Here is a 17151-nt window from a genome sequence, read left to right on the forward strand (position 1 = left end):
AAATGAATATTCGCATTTGCAGATGCAAACAATTCGCTTGGTACAACCGTTTGCTTCCAATACTTAACAAAAAGCCAGCTGATAAAAATAGAGTAATATCCCGGTTAATCCAAATACCTTCTTTATGTTTTCGGTAGGAATCATTAATTTCCATGGTTATCCTTACCTACTATTTAATAGTGATGCCTCCTTCTACTAAAGTTTTATAATAGATAATTGTAGCATCTAGTGTGCCTTCTGCATTTGAAGCATAATTTGGAATCCTACCAGCTTTTTCAAATCCCATTGATAAATAGAGAGTGTTTGACGGGTCCCCCTCTCTAGTATCTAAGACTAATAAAGTCCTTTCAGCTTCTATCGCCACTGCGATTAATTGATTCATTAAAGCTCTAGCAATTCCAAGTCTAAGATAGTCAGGATCGGTCATTAATTTCGCTACCTCTGCCCTATGCTTCCCATTCTGTTTTGTACATAGGTGCAGCTGGACAGTTCCCACAATCCTCTCCTCTTTTTTTGCAACTAAAAGAATCACATTAGAATTAATTACACTTTCCCAATAATGTTTTGCATCCTTTTTATCTATCGGAGGAAGAAACCCAATCGAGGCACCTCCATCAACAACTTTTATCAAAAGTTCTGAAAGCTCATGAATACATTCTTCAGTTGAATCGATTTTTTTAATCTCTAAGTAACCCATATACAAATCCCCTTTGATTCAGTTTAATCGCCTACATCTAAAGTATAATGATTAAAAAAAAATTGAAAAGAAAAAGAAATGTTTTCAACTTTTATAATAAAAAAAGAAGCAACGTGAACAAATCCGTTGCTTCTTTCTTTCGTCCGTATGTATTAAAAATCTATTTCCATATATTTTTGTATTTTTTCTTATATTTGATGTCTTCGACCGTTTCAATTAATTGTTCGGCCATCGTTTTTATATTTTCATCATCCAAGATATCATATAAATTCCGCATGTTCTGTATGATATCTGAACGAATTAATGTATAGTTTTTTTCAGCCTGACAGTGTTGAAACCGTTCAACCATATAGTTCATCACCATGTTTTTTTGTTCCTCACCCGCAATCCCTACTTTCCATATAGATTGCAGGCAGTGTCTCGCGGTTACAAATTTTTCATCTTTTGTGACCTCCCACAACATCGGAAAGTCATTTAATATTCTTTTTTCAGGGTCACTTTTAGATAAATTGGCTAAGTATTGTGATGCTCTAGAGCGCTGATGATTGTCTTTATGTGTTAAATCCTCTAATAATTGGTCCCACACTTCATAAGCCCAGTCCACTTTACTGTCTGTTGCTGCTAATATATTTTGATAGGCTTCATAGCCTTCCTGTTTATCCTTAGATTTTGATCTTTCAAATTCCTTTAATATATCACTATTCACTACTACTCCTCCTGTTAATAAGTAGTCTGCCAAAAAGTAAGGGTGTCATTGTTAAAAATGCCTAAATTTACCTTTATACTTAACCACATGGTTAAGTATAATTCACCTGACACTAATAGTCAACCAATTAGTTAAATATAGAAACTACCCCCCTTACGATGATTACTAATTATTTTCAATTTCCTGTGTATCTTTGAATATCCAGTCATAGACTAAGTGATTCAAGTTCTTTGACATTAAACTTCGTTGCAATGTGTTTGCAACGAAATCTCCCTCACCTACTAAAACCTTTGTATCGTTTTAAAATCTTAGCACTTTATTTAAAGGAGCTACACTCTTTTTATAACTGATTTATTGTATAAGGTGAACGTTTTTGAACTACCAGCTGTATCATGTGTTTCGTGCTTGAGTTAGTAGTGCATTAAACTACAGCCCTTATATGATTACAATTTCATTTGCACGAAATATGACTATTTCAACTACTTACATATGTTAAGTTATTCTAGAACCTGTTAATTTTAAAATGAGATATATCTACATCGTTTTTTCCAGAGTCAATTAAACGACTTAGTGCCTGACCAACAGCACTACTAAATTTGAATCCATGTCCTGAAAATCCTGATGCAATAGCTACATTCGAATATTTAGGGTGCAAGTCAATAATAAATTTATCATCAGGAGTTAGTGTATACATACAGGTTTTACCATATTTCAATTGATTGATTTTAGGCATAAATGTATGTAGAAATTCTTCCAATTCTCTTTTGTCTTCTACTAATTCACCAAACTCCGCTATTTGTTTATCTGGATGTATATCCTTTCCTCCGTCATGTCGACCTACTTTAATGCCTGCACCATCTATACTTGGAAAACCATAATAAAGTCCTCTTGAGGTTGCAAATGCAAAGGCTGGGAATCGATGATGATTATAGATTTCTTCATCTGCATTAAACCAAGCAAATGTCTTTCTAATAGGTTTAAGCGGAAGTTTTAATTCTAACATGGAAAGGATGTCACCTGACCACGCACCCGCTGATACAACTAACGAATCTGAGTAAAATGTTTGTGTATCTGTTTTGATTGTTATGTTATCACCATTGATTTTTATTTCTCTTACTCTACTGTTTGTCTGAATCGTGGCTCCGTTTGATTCAGCAAGCACTTGGTAAGCTTTTATGATTTCCTCGCTTTTTAGTACCCCTGAGGTCGGTTCAAAGCAGCCTACATATTCATTTGGTAGTGTAATACCAGGCCACTTCTTACGGATATCATTTGCTTCCATTAAAGTAAGGGGTAACGAATAATTCCTTGAGCTATTGATGATATTTTGGATAAAATCAGACTTTTGATTACCACTACTTAAAACACCAGTCTGGATAAACAATTGTTTCCCAATCTCTTGCTCTAATTCAGTCCATAATTCTTTAGCCCTAAGAATAAAGGGAACATATTCCTCTCCTTCAGCATAGGCATATCGGATAATCCTCGTATCCCCATGATGACTTCCTTTGTTATGTGGAGGGGTGAATGAATCTAATAGTAAGGTCTTTTTTCCACTTTTAGATAAAAAATATCCTGCTGCCATTCCCATTGAACCTGCACCGATCACAATTACATCATAGTTCATTTCGCTTCCCTCCATAGGATTTATTTATCTAAATGGAATCAAAACTCACATGTTTAATTCAAATCTAGCTATCTAAATGGCATAACCACTATATAACCTATAAAGTAGAACAACTCTCGAAAGAAAAAGGGTGCTTTACTTTTCCATGATTTATACACAGAACTAGGAGTTGGTGAAGAGTATGCCTCTATTTCTAGATCCTTTGCTATAAGCATAGATCTCTTCATATGTAATGGATCACTGATTATAAGTACATTGTTATATTTATTCTCTATTATTATCTGTTTAGCGTATAATAGATTCTCCTCTGTGATTTTAGAGACTGTTTCTATGTGAATATCCTCAGGGTTGACTTTATTTTCTATTGCATACTTTAGTGCTATTTCGGATTCTGCATATCTCTCACCTTCACCCTTACCTCCTGTAAAAATCAGTTTTTCAACAGTTCCATTGTGATAGAGGGATATGGCATGATTTATTCTCTCTCGAAAAACAGGAGAGGGTTTATCCTCCCAAATAGCTGCACCTAATACAATAGCCGCATCAGTTTTAATTGTTTCGTTGACCTCACTGAATGTGATAATGCTATATCCTGTGTAACAGATGAATGCTACTAACATACTAAAGATCACGATTAATAATCTACTTACCATTTTCATATAAAATTCCACCGTTTTCAAAATATATTTCCCTATAATGTTTTTTCCTTTATAAATCAGATAATAATATCTCCAACTCTAGCATCTGTTACAGCTATAAGATCCTCTACCAGTATCTCCATCTGAACACCGATTTTACCACCGCTAACTATTATTAATTCTAAATCAGATGAACTTTGGTCAATATATGTCGGATAAAGTTTTTTCATCCCTATTGGAGAGCAGCCTCCGCGGATATAACCCGTCCATTTTTGAATATCCTTTACCGGTATCATTTCAAGCTTTTTTTCACCTGTTAATTGTGCTGCTTTTTTTAGATTCACTTCTTTTTCAACAGATACCATCAATACATATAATTGCCTGCTCGTCCCTTGTGCAACGAGTGTTTTATATACCTGTTTTGGGTCTCGTCCAATCTTCTCTGCTACTGAAACCCCATCAATTTTTCCATCATTGGAATCATATAACATTAATCTATAAGCTATTTTCTTACTGTCCAACAACCTCATTGCATTGGTTTTAGGTTGTTTCATGGTATTATTCACCTCATAGTTCTAAATTGCCTGATTTGTTATACGTAAGTAACCCCTACTTATTACTTTTCGATTAGACATTTCACACAAACACTTATACATTCCTATTCGATAAAACTTATCTAAACCCTACAAAATAATAAATGATCTCTGCTTTTTACAGAGATCACGCCTACATTCAAATAAAAGATTACTTGACCTCAATAACAAAAGCATAAAAAGCATCGCCTTTCGAAACGTTAGCATTGTTTTGATTTAACCACCAAACACCATAAGAATAATAATAAATTCCCTTCTCAGTAGGTGCCAAAAATTGCTCATTTTTCACTTCAACCTCTTCTTCACTATTATTATGAATTTGTAAAAGGTGAAATTTGTTTGGCTTAGGTTCATAATCCATAACGAAATGTATCTTTTCACCAGCTTTGACTACTAATGGTTTTTTACCTTTTAGAAGGTCAATAGGTCCTACTGTATCAACACATGTTCCCTTTCCTTCTACATGCCAACAATAGGTTCCAAGTGTAGTTTCCAGCCTTGAGTTCCCTGTCTCTATATATACATTAGGAGGCTTTGCTTTATGAACAATCTTATTTTCAGTAATCGGAAGATTTCCCTCTGATAAAACCTCATTTGAACAGCCGATAAGTGCTAAAAGAACAATAACATATAAAAGATATTTGCTCATATACTTCCCTCCATTTATACAATAGACGGACTATATTACATAAAGTTACAAATCCCTTTCCAGTAGGCATAGAACAAAAGGAGCAAGCGCCCCGTTTAGTCTCAGGCAGAGCAATGTTCTGTCATGAAAAAAAGGGTGGTTTTCCCTTATATTCATGACAGGTTATTTGACCAAGGGTAAAGTGATTTTTCGTTTTCCCTCAAGTACGATGAAATGGCTTAGATCGTCGCCAATTCATCTTGGCTGGGAACTGGAGTTGGATTTAGCCGTAACATTGTATAAACTAAACACCAGAAGCTTCCTTACTTACAAAAAAAACAATCAAATTAGGCGATTGCTCGTCGACTCTGTGATTAATACTGCCTGATCACCTAATCCTATTTACTGACTTTTGAAACAGTTAGCCCGTCTCCGATTGGGATAAGAATAGATTCTAGTTGGGGGTGATTCGCAACCGTTTCATTAAATTTCTTCATGACTTCAGTAGAATGTCTTGGTTCAATCGATGGATCTGCTACACTTCCTCTTTGAAGAACATTATCAGCAAGTATAATTGCCCCAGGTTCTGCTAACTTTAGGCAATAATTGAGATAATTTTCATAATTTCCTTTATCAGCATCAATAAAGAAAAAGTCAAAACGCTTATTTTCGTTAACTAGTTTCTCAAGGCTCTCAATGGCTGCACCTGTCATGTATGATACTTGGTCGCCAAAACCCGCTTTAGTAAGATTGTTATAAGCAAGTTGAGCATATTTATCCTCTAGTTCAAGTGAGGTTAATTGACCATTTCTACCAAATCCCCTAGATAGGCAAATCCCACTATATCCTCCTAGTGCCCCAATTTCCAGAACATTCTTAGCCCCTGAAATGGCTACAAGCATAGTAAGAAGTTTCCCAGAAGAGGGCGAAACCGATATAGATGGCATACCGTTTTCTTTTATGGACGAAAGTACTTCTTCCAAAAGGGAATCTTGCTTATAAAATACTGAATCAATATAACTATTAATTTGTTTCATTATCAAAGTCTCCTTTTTTATCATGTACTAATGACTCTTTATTTTTTCATATAGAGGTTTCTTTTTCATTCGAATTTCCTTTATGTAATTCCATTGCTTCACTCTCGTGTATGTCAAATAGTTGAGTAAATTCATTGATTACCAGATCAATGGCCTTCAATTCACCAACTAAAATTTGATGAATTGATTGAAATTCTGGTTCATCTAACTGCTTCTTGATTGTTGCACGCCTAAGATTCATCCTCTCTAAAAATGCTACAGCTCTTCCTCTTCGGAATGTTTTTGGCCCAGGAGGACGTGATCCATCATTATTACCACCTCTATGATGATCTCCACGATGATATCCCTCTTTCTTATCTCTCAATACAAAACCCCCTTTCGTATACAATTGTATACATTTCATTATCATTGTATACATTTGTATACTTTTCATCAAGAGATATGTTCAATGTCAATGTACCCGTTTTGGTTTTCAGCTTATTTTTATCTATCACTGTAGTAAAAAATTGTACAAGAAACATCGAATACGTAAAGCATCGATTACCCAAATAAAAGATTTACATACAAAAAAAAACGAAAACGATTCTTCTATCTCGAAGAATCGCCTTTATTTACATCATCAACATTCCTTCTTATTTTGTTTTCTTGTCTTCATAAAAAAAATAATAGCGATAATTACTTGAATGACTGGAATGAAGTTTACCCAAAAAAATGTCGGATAACCACTAAAATACCATGCATCTGGATAAAGTAAAATTGCACTTAACAACATCCAAAACCAAGAACGACTGATTAGTGCATATACAAAAGTTAAGATTGATGCAATGAGCAAAGGATAAAATAAATCTAATGATCCCAACAAGAGGCCCATCATTTCTTCCAAAGTAATACCTCCTCCGATTTTTAGAACACCTAAATGTGAATATGTCTCACTCTTGCTGTAAGTTACATACCATAAACAGTTAGCTTTTTGTTGAATCATTACTGTCAATGTTTAATGTAGTATCCCACCAAACATCTTCTTTCCCAAGTAAAAACTGTTGAATGAGATTTCTGAATGGGAACGGTTGTAAATTCTTTTCGTCCAATTCTTTTCCACTACACCAGAGGAACTCAAGGTGAGATTCATAGGACATTGGGTTATGAGAAGTAAGCAACTCTTTGCTCTGCACCTCAAAAACTTGGTTAATCTCACAATGTAACATTCCATCTTTCTCCCACTTATGTTCTACTATGCCAAGAAAACGGCCTACATTACAATTAGCACCTAATTCTTCATTTAATTCTCTTTTTAAAGCGACTTTTGCACTTTCACCAAACTCAATATGACCACCTGGCAAAAACGTGTTTATATGACCTTTTGCTTGTGCTATTAATATTTTATCATCTCGAATAATAATTCCTCGTACTAAATGATGAAATAGCTTTTCCAACGTATCTCCCCAATTCTAAAATTATATTACACTTTATACCAATCAACTGTATCTGTCTGTGACAATACATTAATAGATGATGGACAAACGTCGTCATTCCGGATGCACCATGTCCAGATATCCCAATGATCATCCTTTTTTCGCTACTGTAATCCAATTGGCAATCTCTTGTAATACCTTGTCTATATTTTCTTCCATTTACTTTATGAATGAATGCTCCTTTTGCCAAACATGGTACTTTCATTTACATCATCATTTCATAAGTATAGGCACTAATCTATAAGATTAGCACCTGTTTAAATTAGGTATTGTTTCGTTAGCTTAGTATGTATCCGGAACAATTGAGCTTATATGTTTCTTCAACTTATCCAATAAAAATAACCACATTATTGATTGGTGTCAGCTATCTTCTTTATTTGTTCTGCTTCATAGATATAAATCCCGGGCTGGTCACGCTTTGCGGAAAGAACCATCGCTTTTGCAACTGCTAAACTCATAATGGGACTGTATTTTCGAAGCGGTCCTATGAATAGAGGGGAAAGCACATTAAATAGAAGGGATGTAATTCTTTCACCTAACCGAAATTCCTCACGTTCCCCAAGCAATAAAGATGGACGGAAGATGTATAGTGCTGGTAGATCAAGTCCCCGTAACGCCTGCTCAGTCTCTCCTTTAACACGAATATAAAACATTCGCGATAAAGGATTTGCTCCCATCGATGTTACAACCAAGAAACTCCTAGCACCAAATTTTTTTGCCATTCGTCCTAATGATAAGGGATACATGTTGTCTACTAGACGGAAAGCCTCTTGGCTTCCAGCCTTTTTAATCGTTGTTCCAAGGGTGCAAAACACATCTGCCCCACTGAGATTTATGTCGACTTTTTCTAACTGGTCAAAATTGATAATCTTTTCAGAGAGTTTTGGATGTTTTATTCCCGTTGACCTCCGTACGATGAGTGTGATTTCGGAATATGCAGTTTCATTCAACAGCATATTGACCAGTTCTTTTCCTATTAAGCCTGTCGCACCGGCAACAACAGCTGTTCGATTCATGTTCAATCCCCCTCTATTCAATATATTAATACGGTTCGTGTTTTCAGTTTGGATTGCCCTTTGAGGAGAACTTCCTTCACCGCAAAAAATTACTATATATAGTATGATTAAGCCAATATTGGATTTGAATATAAAGGACATGTTCCAGTATAATTTCCAACCTAGATGATAAATGGTATGATTTCCTGACTTATGCCTCTCCCATACCAAAACCTAGCACAAGAAGATAGATAATGGTGAAAAGTGCTAGAGAATTAAGGATTATAACTAACCATTTACTAGGACGATTTCTACTTTTTAATCCAAAAAGAATACCGATTAAAGGTGATATACACATTGAAATAATTACCAATTTTCCATATGAACCGAAGGTTACATGATTAACTATTAACAAAAACAATAATGTGTATATCCCTAAACAAATAAATGAAACCACCATGTTCTTTTCCATCTATTTCCCCCCAATGAATTTGCTTAGCCATCAATTCTGAATGATCTTAAAGAGGATTTTTAAGATTCTTTCTATTTTCATATTCATTTATTAATTTGAACATGCTCTTACTACCAGAACAATTCCAACTATGAGAACGATAGATATTATATTCACTACACAGCCACCACTTGGAGCTCCCGTTATAGCTTGAGCCCAAGCATTATTCAAAGCACCTCCAGGATTTTTCTGTTGTTCCTTAGCTTTTAATCTTTCTCTTTCTTCCTTAGACATAGTACCTCCATTCCCTATTTCACTATCTTTGCTACAATAAAGTAATGATATTTGTATTTCTATTTATTTCTGGAGTTTCTTCCATTACAGAACTCATACTATTTAAAAGCTCCGGGTATGATTTTTTTATTGTGTTATTAAGAAGAATCACATCTTCATCTTTTAGATGCCCTCCCCAATTTACTGCATAAATCTTTCCATGATTTAATTTCTTAGCTAACCGAAAACCAATCTGTTCGATTTCATCAATCCGAAGGTCACGATCTGTATTCTTGTATGCTTCATTAAGTTGCTTATTCTTTGATTTTTCCCATTCAAGTGCAATCTTTGTAGGTTTTAAGCTGGATAAATGTTCTACAAGCTCGATAATCTCAGATTCTTTTTCTATTATCATTTCTTCATCTTGTTGAAAATGAAACGTCCCAAGAAGTATGATTTCTGTTTGATTTGACACATTCTTCCCCCCTTATCTCTCTATTTTACTGATCTTATTCATTTCGGGATTTTTTTAGCTCTCTTTTATGCTGTAGTGATCCCTAATAAATGGTCTGAAAACAGGACAAATTCCTCTAAATGAACAGGGGAATTTAAGGATGAAAAAGGAGTTAATTTAACATTTTTCAAGTAAATACAAGCAGTGGTATTTACTATTTCTTTATCATTTATATCAATCGCTGGATTAAGCTCATATTGCGATAAGGCAGTTCCTAAAATAGGCTCTTGATTTAATGTTTCAGCCATTTGCATCTGTAGATCGGCTTCAATTGTGCCTATTTGTGTAACATAGATTATTTTATTCCTTTCTGGATATCGCTCCTGAAGTTGTTCAATTTTAATTTGTAGCTCAACGATTGTGAGTTTTTTAAAATCAATGGCATCTACTAACTCTTTTCCTTTCATCATAACCCCCATTACATACTTTTTTTACCATTACTTTTATTTCTCCATAGTAACTAATAAAACCTTTTATAAACACATTCCTTTTTTCTAGACTATAAGTACTCATAAAAAAAGAAACTCTAGAGTAGAGTTTCCGGGTCATAATTTAGAATGAACTACTTTCGTTCCCCAATTCCACACTGTATTTTTTTCAACAACGTTAAAAATCCTTTTAAGAAAAAGATTCTTATAGGTGAAACAAATATGGATGATTTTATAAGCTTATTTCTATCCTTTAAGTAGTTCTTTATCTGCTTTTTACGATTTGGAACCATAAGATATGGTAATCTATCCGGGTAAAACCATTGTACTTTATCTGTTTCGATGCCATTTTTGATTGGTGAGCCACTTTTTACCTCTCCTACAAACAAATGCTGCAAATCATCGTATTGAGGTTGAAAGTATTCTCCAACTTTCTGATTAAGGATAGGGATATATCCAGTTTCTTCCTCAGTTTCTCTAACAGCACAGTTCTCTAATAATTCATCTTCCTCAAGCCATCCTCCTGGTAAATCCCATATAGGATAGTCCTTTCGTTTCACTAATAATAGTTTTTCTTCCTTATTAAAAACAATAGTAAAACAGCCCTGTGTCTTTGCCATAAACGTTTTCACCTTCAGCATCTATATCATAATCTTTTTTCCAGTTAAAAGGTATGTACCTACACGTATCAGATACGCACCCTTAGTTCATCATAGTTCTTTGTTTAAGACTTTAACTTTCTCAATTAATAATTTTCAATATGAAAACTGAATGCATCATCACACAGAGCACCTTGTTTAACATATTTAATCACTTTTTCTGCCTCAGCCTCAACTCGTATTCTACCTTTTTCACTAAGAAACCAGTTATCTAATTTTGTAATCCCATCATGTGCTGGACATAGGGTAAACTTTATCCAATTGGGCATATATGTTTTTAATGTCAGGTGCAACCTTTTCATGTGATAGGAATTTGTAACCACTAAAATCCTCTTTATGTTAAATAAGTGAAACTCCCTATCCAGAACCAATAGAGATGCTAGCACATTTTCTAGGGGTTCAATGACAGGGTTTCGATTAATATATCTTTTTCTGGAATTCCTAATGCAATTGCTTTATTTTTTAATAAAACTGCCTCAGTTATGTCACTTCCATCATGTTTACCTCCCCCAGAAAATAAGATCTTCCCTGCTCTACCTTGGTTATATAAATCGATTGCCTTTGGTAATCTGTAATTAACCGCTGTCTTGCTGCCTACAACTAAGATACAATCACCATATTCGCAATCATCATCAATGTCAGTAAATAAAAGATTAGTTATCTCAAGATCTGACAGTTTATCAAAAACTAGCTGAGAAATATTCATGTGTCACCTGTTTCCTATATTATTCAATTAATATCTTTGACAACGTTGTTGACAACATTTAGTTTTAAATTAATTACAAGTCCAATAACAGCCACTCTTTCTTCTATAAAAAAGGCACTAATCCTTTCGTGGGTTAAGTGCCTTGAATCTAAAAATGGTACCTATTCTACTGTAATGACACTCCATTCACAAACTTCTGTCATCCAATTTTCTTATAAACACTTCTAGCTGAAGGATTATTATAAAAAAGATAAGGAAGTTTCCCTTCTTCTAATAACAATTCAAACAATCCTATTAGCACCTCTGTTCCATAGCCTTTATTACGATAACTTGGATTGGAAACTACACCTATGATAATAGCACTGTTTTTATCTTCTATAATCGTAGCACATGAAGATACCATGTCATTATTGATTTCGAGATATACAGTCCGATCACTTGATTCTTGTAATCTCTTGTATTCATTAGCAATATAGATACTTTTGGTTTTAGGAAGGCTGCTTGAAAATTCAGTAGTAGATGATAATAATTCATACTGCATTCCTATTTCTTCCTTTGTTTTAGCCACCTTTATAGAGATTGGTAGTTTTCGTTCGATAACTATATTTTTTACGACGCCAAGATATGACATTGTATTCTCTTTCACTTTAATAAAAGGAATAAATTTTTCCATCAACACTTTTGGTCCAGATAGTTTTGAATAATTTAATTCCCTCAGTAAGCTCGAATATATCCCAATATCTCTATCCTGATTTGAATAATACGTAATATTACGATCAAAATTATTAACTAAAATAGAAACTAAACGATCCTCATCATACTCTCCATATACTTTGAATGTTTTCTCATAGTTACTCGATACCAATCCATCAAGTAAGAAGTAATAGTTCACTATTTCCTCACCAAATAGACGGAGTACTTCTCTATGATTTGAACGGTTGAGTTGCTTAATTTTCATACTACATACCTCCGTATAGTTACTGCGCAAAGCCACGAAGGTTGCATTGTTCATAAATTTCTCAAAAAAAGCAGAGTAACCTCGTAACAAGGAACTCTGTTCGTACAATTCATACAAAACTATGCATCCTCGTAACGGTAAAAAAGACATACTCTTCCCTTGTTTTACATTCTAAAACCAAATAAGTTATGTGTTTCTTAATCCATTACAAGTTTGTTGGCATACTAATTCTCCTTACAATTTTCTACCAATCATTTTACACTTTTCAGAATTATTAATCAACAATCTAAGAAAATGTATTTTTTCAACGCTCTTTAATTTAGTACTTCAACAATAAACGTTCTATTACTAGAAACTAGAATAAACTGCCAATAAATAGAGAATGGTGAGTATCATACCTCCTTTTTCTCGTTGTAATATCCTTTCAAAAAATAGTTGTTCTCATTAGAAAGTAAGACATTAGTCAATGGTCTTTTTCCACTCCATTAAAAACAGGTCATTTTCAAGGCTTTTTACCTTCCTAAAACCACACTTCATATAACTTGAGAATGCTCTATTATTATTTTTTTTCACCTCTAGTACAACCGTTGAGGCATCTTTATTATTACTAAGGTATTGTATCATCATTAGGATCATAGAGGTTCCTATCCCTTTACCCCATAAATGGGTTTCTCCAATAAATTGGTCTATTCCATAGATATTTTGGTTTGCTGTATATCCATAATTCAGTAATTCGGTCTCTTGAATTTCATAGAATTGTATGTAACCTATCGGTTCATTTCTATATTCTACTATACATGGAATAACGTAATGTTTCCCTTCAATTCTAGGAGTGTATTTTTTTCTTACAGTATCTAAACTAGAAGGTTGCTCTTCGTAGAATTCCAATACCTTCGGATCACTTAACCATCGAACCATTGCACCAAAGTCATTGCCATTCATGTGCCGTATAAGAAGTTCATTCTTCTGTATCATACTGATGTACCCCCATTTTGAGAATTCTATAAATATATATTTTTCTCTCGTATGATGAAAATTCATTATTACTAAATCAATCTGATTGTACGTTAATCCAGAATAATTTGTTAGTAAATAATCCCTCTGTTACCATTCTTTAAATGACACACTTCTTGCCATTAACGAGTAAATGTACTACTTTCATAGTTCATATATGTATTTGCACATTTTCTTTCAAACTGAAACGTGCAGTACCCTTTTCTACTGCACGTTGATACAAGGTTATATTTTTTTATATTACTCATCTTGATTATGATAAACAAACTCATAGGTTATTTCTTTTCCATCTAAGGTGATTGTTAATTCGGTTTCCCAAGTTCCATGAACAAATGTATGAGTAAGCCCGTCGACAGTTTGATGTTGCCAATTAAGTTCGTCTTCTATTTTACCTAAGTAATCAGAATATACATTAGACGAAGCGTTCGGCCAGTGATAAATTTCTTTTTCATGAGAAATGGAAACTGGCTCCAATCCAACAGGATACAACAAATCGCCATAACCGTGTTTAGCATAGAGCTGTTTATTATGAACATATGGTTCTTTAGCTTTGAGCTCCAAAGTTGACATTGCGTGAAAAATTTCCGCATATTCAAGCTTGGGATAATCAAATGTTATGTGAATCCATTTCTCATCCGTAAATGCAATAAAGAAGTGATATCGTAACGATACCTCCATCATCTTAACATGCTCAATATACATAGTCATAGGGTAAGGAAAATTCTCAAGCGGTTTTTCCACATACATCGGTAAGCTTTTTACCAGCTCATTTTTCCCCTCTTCCGTAACTTCCTTCACTGTTCCTACTTCAACTGGATTCTCTTTCCGATATAGGAGCATGCTGTCACCTGATTTCACACTGTATACATCATTCAATTTCCAACTGAATTGAGTATAATCAACTGAAGGTTCTTCTGAGGCATTTCGTTGAGTGCTTTCCTGCAGGATTAACAATAAGAAACTTCCGAAAATAAGAAAGAGCAAACATGTAGCTACTATACTTTTCCATTGAAAAAAACGGTTGTAAGAGATACTAGTAGGGGAATGTGCGATGGAATCTAAAATTCTTGTTCTTAAAGCTTCTTTTTGATTCCTTGTTGGTCTTACCTGTTGAAGCAGCTTCCACTGGTCATTAAAAGGTTTGTTCAATATGTTCACCACCTTCAATCCTATGGATTTTTCTTAGTGATTGTATAGCTCTTGATAATGTTTTACGAACTTTTTCCTCGGACCAGTCAAGAATCTCAGCAGTTTCCTTTGTTGAGCATTCCTCGACTTTCCTCAAAGTAATAACTAGTCGAAAATTAGGCTTTAGTCTTTGGATAGCTGTCAATAGTTGGGTTACCAGTTCCTTGTTTTCAATATACTGTTCTACATCAAAGGAAGATTGAATCTCCCTATCTAACGAAAACACTGAAAATATTCTTTTTCGCTTTCTTTTACGAATTTCATCTATGACCAGATGCTTTGCAATGCTGAACAACCATGTTTTGACTTTAGATTGGTTATTAAATCGATCATATGCAGTGTATGCACGTACAAAGGTGTCATGAACTAAATCCTCGCAGCATTGTTTATCACCTATCATAAACGTTATAAAACGAGAAATGTCATCATAATACAATTCGTACCACTCCATCACACGAAGTTCCCTATCTTTATCGTTCAAACTCATCCATCACCACCTACTTCCTTCTTTCTAACTAATTAGTCGCACACAAAGTAAATTTGTGACATCTATTACTCTAATAATTCTTCATTATTTTTTAAACTAAAAAAAGCCCCACTTGTTCTGAGCTGCATCCCTTAAAGTAGATATTGAGAATACACTTTGTCAAGATTAACCTTAAGGAGTGTTTTTAATGACAAAAAAGATTAAGGAAATGGCAATAGGTAATGGAAAGTGGATATTCATTCTTGCTGGTAGTTGAACAATTCATATTCCGAGAGGTGATTCTGTTAAGGAAACAAAAAATGTCCAATAATTGCTTTAATTAAAAGTCATGAAACTAAGTAAGACTAAAAATACAGAATTAGATATAAAGTCACATTTAATGGGATAGAAGAAAAGGATAGGAAGAATACCTGTTCATCTATCCTTTTTATGAAACAAATTACCTTATTTACCACAACAACATTATTATATTGTTGTTCAACAAACACCCCTTTCGATCAAAAGGAGTCTACTTGTAAAGAGTCAAAACTGCCTCATGTCTTTTAAGCGCTTAGAACCTCTCATTTACCCTCATCAATTGAATTGGCTCAATTGCTTGCGTATTGCAAATTACGAAAATTCCTAACAATGAAAAAGCCCCTTATTTACCTAAGGGGGCTTTAAACAAATGAACTCATCTAAAATTAATATACATCACGTTGGTAGCGTTTTTGTTTTTGCATATCATTTAAATACGCTTCAGCTTCTTCTTGAGTCATATTTCCTTCTTGAGCAATGATGTTAATCAATGTTTCGTGGACATCTTTTGCCATATATTGTTTGTCTCCACAAACATAGAAATAGGCTCCATTATTTAACCACTCAAACAATTCCTTGCTGTTTTCAAGCATTTTATTCTGAACATAAACCTTTTCCTCAGTATCACGAGAGAAAGCAACATCTAATTTAGTTAGTATACCATCGTTTCGATAGCCTTCTAATTCCTCTTGATAAAGGAAGTCAGTTGCAGAGCGTTGATCACCGAAGAATAACCATGATCTACCTGTTACTTTATTTACTGCACGCTCTTGTATAAATGAACGGAATGGTGCAATCCCTGTACCAGGTCCAACCATAATCACATCAGTTTCAGATGAGTCTGGCAAATTAAAGTGCTTATTTTGTTGGATAAATACTGGAAGTGTTTCTCCTTCATTTGTACGCTCAGAACATTGAACTGAACATACTCCCTTTCGATTACGTCCATGAGCAGTATAACGAACAGCACCAATTGTTAAATGCACTTCGCCAGGGTTAGCTCTAAAGCTACTTGCAATTGAATATAATCGTGGAGGCATCTTTCTCAGCAGCGACACGATGTCGGCTGCAGAGGCATTCCACGGACCAAAATCACGTAACATATCAAGTAAATCGCGACCGTCTATATATTCCTTCACTTGGTCTGTATTTTCATTTAGTCTTAGTAATTCCTCGTTCTCAGTAAATTGTGCAGCTTGCTGAAGGATTTTTTTTGTTAATAATGTAATTTCAAAATGTGCGGTTAGCGCTTCCTTTAACGGGAGAGTATCACCTTGTTTATTGATTGTTACAGCCTCGGTTTCATCCCACTTCATTTCTTTAAGTAGCATATCAACGAGTTCTGGATCATTTTCAGGGATAATACCTAGACAATCACCTGGTTCATATGAAAGCCCAGATCCTTTTAAAGATAACTCAATATGTCTTGTTTCTTTACTAGAACCTTCTTTATTTAAATTAATATTTGTTAAAACTTTTGCCTGAAATGGATTTGTCCTTGAATAAGGTGTCTGAACAATGTTGTCTTCTTCTTTTGCAGATCCAGGGTTGTTTACTACTGTTTGCATAAATTCTTCACCTCAACATATTAAATAAAACGAGCAAATAAAAATATATGAAAACTTATAAAATCCCTCGTTTACTTATTATTATAACATTCTTTCTCAGTTGTAAGCTATTTTTCATTTACTTACACCTCTTTTCCAATATTTAATAGTGGTTTGTCCCATCATTTAAAAGTGTAGGCACTCGTTTCATTTACATAGCCTGCAAAAGGAAAATT

23 protein-coding genes are annotated in these 17151 nt (G+C 34.2%); all 23 read right to left on the reverse strand.

Annotated elements, in window-relative coordinates:
- Positions 1 to 169: 169 nt before the first annotated feature.
- Positions 170 to 697, reverse strand: coding sequence for a GNAT family N-acetyltransferase (locus ACFSCX_RS07185; protein ID WP_377927495.1), 528 nt, complete (start codon positions 695 to 697; stop codon positions 170 to 172).
- 160 nt (positions 698 to 857) lie between these two features.
- Positions 858 to 1403 carry a hypothetical protein gene (locus ACFSCX_RS07190; RefSeq protein ID WP_377927496.1) on the reverse strand — a complete coding sequence of 182 codons (546 nt, stop codon included), beginning with the start codon at positions 1401 to 1403 and terminating at the stop codon, positions 858 to 860.
- Positions 1404 to 1905: 502 nt separating this feature from the next.
- Positions 1906 to 3030, reverse strand: a complete 1125-nt coding sequence (gene solA / locus ACFSCX_RS07195; RefSeq protein ID WP_377927497.1) for an N-methyl-L-tryptophan oxidase — start codon at positions 3028 to 3030, stop codon at positions 1906 to 1908.
- 68 nt (positions 3031 to 3098) lie between these two features.
- Positions 3099 to 3689 (reverse strand): YdcF family protein, encoded by a 591-nt coding sequence (locus ACFSCX_RS07200; RefSeq protein ID WP_377927498.1) that lies wholly within the window; start codon positions 3687 to 3689, stop codon positions 3099 to 3101.
- Between the two features lie 56 nt (positions 3690 to 3745).
- Positions 3746 to 4222 (reverse strand): Cys-tRNA(Pro) deacylase, encoded by a 477-nt coding sequence (gene ybaK / locus ACFSCX_RS07205; protein WP_377927499.1) that lies wholly within the window; start codon positions 4220 to 4222, stop codon positions 3746 to 3748.
- A 190-nt stretch (positions 4223 to 4412) separates the two neighbouring features.
- Positions 4413 to 4910 (reverse strand): hypothetical protein, encoded by a 498-nt coding sequence (locus tag ACFSCX_RS07210; protein ID WP_377927500.1) that lies wholly within the window; start codon positions 4908 to 4910, stop codon positions 4413 to 4415.
- A gap of 377 nt (positions 4911 to 5287) precedes the next feature.
- Positions 5288 to 5926: an O-methyltransferase gene (locus ACFSCX_RS07215; RefSeq protein WP_377927501.1), complete on the reverse strand. Its 639-nt coding sequence runs from the start codon at positions 5924 to 5926 to the stop codon at positions 5288 to 5290.
- 46 nt (positions 5927 to 5972) lie between these two features.
- The gene (locus ACFSCX_RS07220) at positions 5973 to 6329 is read right to left on the reverse strand and encodes a hypothetical protein (protein ID WP_377927584.1); all 357 of its coding nucleotides are present in this window, start codon (positions 6327 to 6329) and stop codon (positions 5973 to 5975) included.
- Positions 6330 to 6545: 216 nt separating this feature from the next.
- Positions 6546 to 6800, reverse strand: a complete 255-nt coding sequence (locus ACFSCX_RS07225) for a hypothetical protein (protein ID WP_377927585.1) — start codon at positions 6798 to 6800, stop codon at positions 6546 to 6548.
- An 88-nt stretch (positions 6801 to 6888) separates the two neighbouring features.
- A complete protein-coding gene (locus ACFSCX_RS07230) occupies positions 6889 to 7359 on the reverse strand; it encodes an NUDIX domain-containing protein (protein ID WP_377927503.1) in 471 nt (156 codons plus the stop codon).
- 386 nt (positions 7360 to 7745) lie between these two features.
- Positions 7746 to 8414: an NAD(P)H-binding protein gene (locus ACFSCX_RS07235; RefSeq protein WP_377927504.1), complete on the reverse strand. Its 669-nt coding sequence runs from the start codon at positions 8412 to 8414 to the stop codon at positions 7746 to 7748.
- A gap of 190 nt (positions 8415 to 8604) precedes the next feature.
- Positions 8605 to 8865, reverse strand: coding sequence for a hypothetical protein (locus ACFSCX_RS07240; RefSeq protein WP_377927505.1), 261 nt, complete (start codon positions 8863 to 8865; stop codon positions 8605 to 8607).
- 90 nt (positions 8866 to 8955) lie between these two features.
- Positions 8956 to 9138: a hypothetical protein gene (locus tag ACFSCX_RS07245; protein ID WP_377927506.1), complete on the reverse strand. Its 183-nt coding sequence runs from the start codon at positions 9136 to 9138 to the stop codon at positions 8956 to 8958.
- A 31-nt stretch (positions 9139 to 9169) separates the two neighbouring features.
- The gene (locus ACFSCX_RS07250) at positions 9170 to 9592 is read right to left on the reverse strand and encodes a DUF5694 domain-containing protein (protein WP_377927507.1); all 423 of its coding nucleotides are present in this window, start codon (positions 9590 to 9592) and stop codon (positions 9170 to 9172) included.
- A 65-nt stretch (positions 9593 to 9657) separates the two neighbouring features.
- The gene (locus ACFSCX_RS07255; protein WP_377927508.1) at positions 9658 to 10038 is read right to left on the reverse strand and encodes a hypothetical protein; all 381 of its coding nucleotides are present in this window, start codon (positions 10036 to 10038) and stop codon (positions 9658 to 9660) included.
- 155 nt (positions 10039 to 10193) lie between these two features.
- Positions 10194 to 10679, reverse strand: a complete 486-nt coding sequence (locus tag ACFSCX_RS07260; RefSeq protein WP_377927509.1) for an NUDIX hydrolase — start codon at positions 10677 to 10679, stop codon at positions 10194 to 10196.
- A 125-nt stretch (positions 10680 to 10804) separates the two neighbouring features.
- Positions 10805 to 11041, reverse strand: a complete 237-nt coding sequence (locus tag ACFSCX_RS07265; RefSeq protein WP_377927510.1) for a hypothetical protein — start codon at positions 11039 to 11041, stop codon at positions 10805 to 10807.
- A gap of 68 nt (positions 11042 to 11109) precedes the next feature.
- The gene (locus ACFSCX_RS07270) at positions 11110 to 11424 is read right to left on the reverse strand and encodes a YdcF family protein (protein WP_377927511.1); all 315 of its coding nucleotides are present in this window, start codon (positions 11422 to 11424) and stop codon (positions 11110 to 11112) included.
- A gap of 199 nt (positions 11425 to 11623) precedes the next feature.
- On the reverse strand, positions 11624 to 12382 hold the full coding sequence (locus ACFSCX_RS07275) for a GNAT family N-acetyltransferase (RefSeq protein ID WP_377927512.1): 759 nt from the start codon (positions 12380 to 12382) through the stop codon (positions 11624 to 11626).
- Positions 12383 to 12841: 459 nt separating this feature from the next.
- On the reverse strand, positions 12842 to 13357 hold the full coding sequence (locus ACFSCX_RS07280) for a GNAT family N-acetyltransferase (RefSeq protein WP_377927513.1): 516 nt from the start codon (positions 13355 to 13357) through the stop codon (positions 12842 to 12844).
- A 279-nt stretch (positions 13358 to 13636) separates the two neighbouring features.
- A complete protein-coding gene (locus tag ACFSCX_RS07285) occupies positions 13637 to 14545 on the reverse strand; it encodes a hypothetical protein (RefSeq protein ID WP_377927514.1) in 909 nt (302 codons plus the stop codon).
- Positions 14529 to 15071: an RNA polymerase sigma factor gene (locus tag ACFSCX_RS07290; protein WP_377927515.1), complete on the reverse strand. Its 543-nt coding sequence runs from the start codon at positions 15069 to 15071 to the stop codon at positions 14529 to 14531. Before ACFSCX_RS07290 ends, ACFSCX_RS07285 begins: the two co-directional genes overlap by 17 nt.
- A gap of 683 nt (positions 15072 to 15754) precedes the next feature.
- A complete protein-coding gene (locus tag ACFSCX_RS07295) occupies positions 15755 to 16936 on the reverse strand; it encodes a sulfite reductase subunit alpha (RefSeq protein ID WP_377927516.1) in 1182 nt (393 codons plus the stop codon).
- Between the last annotated feature and the right edge of the window lie 215 nt (positions 16937 to 17151).

Source organism: Bacillus salitolerans, assembly GCF_042680805.1.
Classification (GTDB): domain Bacteria; phylum Bacillota; class Bacilli; order Bacillales; family SA4; genus Bacillus_CJ; species Bacillus_CJ salitolerans.

Excerpts from the sequence above, each read along its gene's own strand:
- ACFSCX_RS07215 (WP_377927501.1), bottom strand. The coding sequence starts at position 5,926 with ATGAAACAAATTAATAGTTATATTGATTCAGTATTTTATAAGCAAGAT.
- ACFSCX_RS07185 (WP_377927495.1), bottom strand. The coding sequence starts at position 697 with ATGGGTTACTTAGAGATTAAAAAAATCGATTCAACTGAAGAATGTATT.
- ACFSCX_RS07220 (WP_377927584.1), bottom strand. The coding sequence starts at position 6,329 with ATGAAATGTATACAATTGTATACGAAAGGGGGTTTTGTATTGAGAGAT.
- solA (WP_377927497.1), bottom strand. The coding sequence starts at position 3,030 with ATGAACTATGATGTAATTGTGATCGGTGCAGGTTCAATGGGAATGGCA.
- ACFSCX_RS07210 (WP_377927500.1), bottom strand. The coding sequence starts at position 4,910 with ATGAGCAAATATCTTTTATATGTTATTGTTCTTTTAGCACTTATCGGC.
- ACFSCX_RS07245 (WP_377927506.1), bottom strand. The coding sequence starts at position 9,138 with ATGTCTAAGGAAGAAAGAGAAAGATTAAAAGCTAAGGAACAACAGAAA.
- ACFSCX_RS07270 (WP_377927511.1), bottom strand. The coding sequence starts at position 11,424 with ATGAATATTTCTCAGCTAGTTTTTGATAAACTGTCAGATCTTGAGATA.
- ACFSCX_RS07280 (WP_377927513.1), bottom strand. The coding sequence starts at position 13,357 with ATGATACAGAAGAATGAACTTCTTATACGGCACATGAATGGCAATGAC.
- ACFSCX_RS07225 (WP_377927585.1), bottom strand. The coding sequence starts at position 6,800 with ATGATGGGCCTCTTGTTGGGATCATTAGATTTATTTTATCCTTTGCTC.
- ACFSCX_RS07260 (WP_377927509.1), bottom strand. The coding sequence starts at position 10,679 with ATGGCAAAGACACAGGGCTGTTTTACTATTGTTTTTAATAAGGAAGAA.
- ACFSCX_RS07200 (WP_377927498.1), bottom strand. The coding sequence starts at position 3,689 with ATGAAAATGGTAAGTAGATTATTAATCGTGATCTTTAGTATGTTAGTA.
- ACFSCX_RS07275 (WP_377927512.1), bottom strand. The coding sequence starts at position 12,382 with ATGAAAATTAAGCAACTCAACCGTTCAAATCATAGAGAAGTACTCCGT.
- ACFSCX_RS07255 (WP_377927508.1), bottom strand. The coding sequence starts at position 10,038 with ATGAAAGGAAAAGAGTTAGTAGATGCCATTGATTTTAAAAAACTCACA.
- ACFSCX_RS07235 (WP_377927504.1), bottom strand. The coding sequence starts at position 8,414 with ATGAATCGAACAGCTGTTGTTGCCGGTGCGACAGGCTTAATAGGAAAA.
- ybaK (WP_377927499.1), bottom strand. The coding sequence starts at position 4,222 with ATGAAACAACCTAAAACCAATGCAATGAGGTTGTTGGACAGTAAGAAA.
- ACFSCX_RS07290 (WP_377927515.1), bottom strand. The coding sequence starts at position 15,071 with ATGAGTTTGAACGATAAAGATAGGGAACTTCGTGTGATGGAGTGGTAC.
- ACFSCX_RS07240 (WP_377927505.1), bottom strand. The coding sequence starts at position 8,865 with ATGGAAAAGAACATGGTGGTTTCATTTATTTGTTTAGGGATATACACA.
- ACFSCX_RS07295 (WP_377927516.1), bottom strand. The coding sequence starts at position 16,936 with ATGCAAACAGTAGTAAACAACCCTGGATCTGCAAAAGAAGAAGACAAC.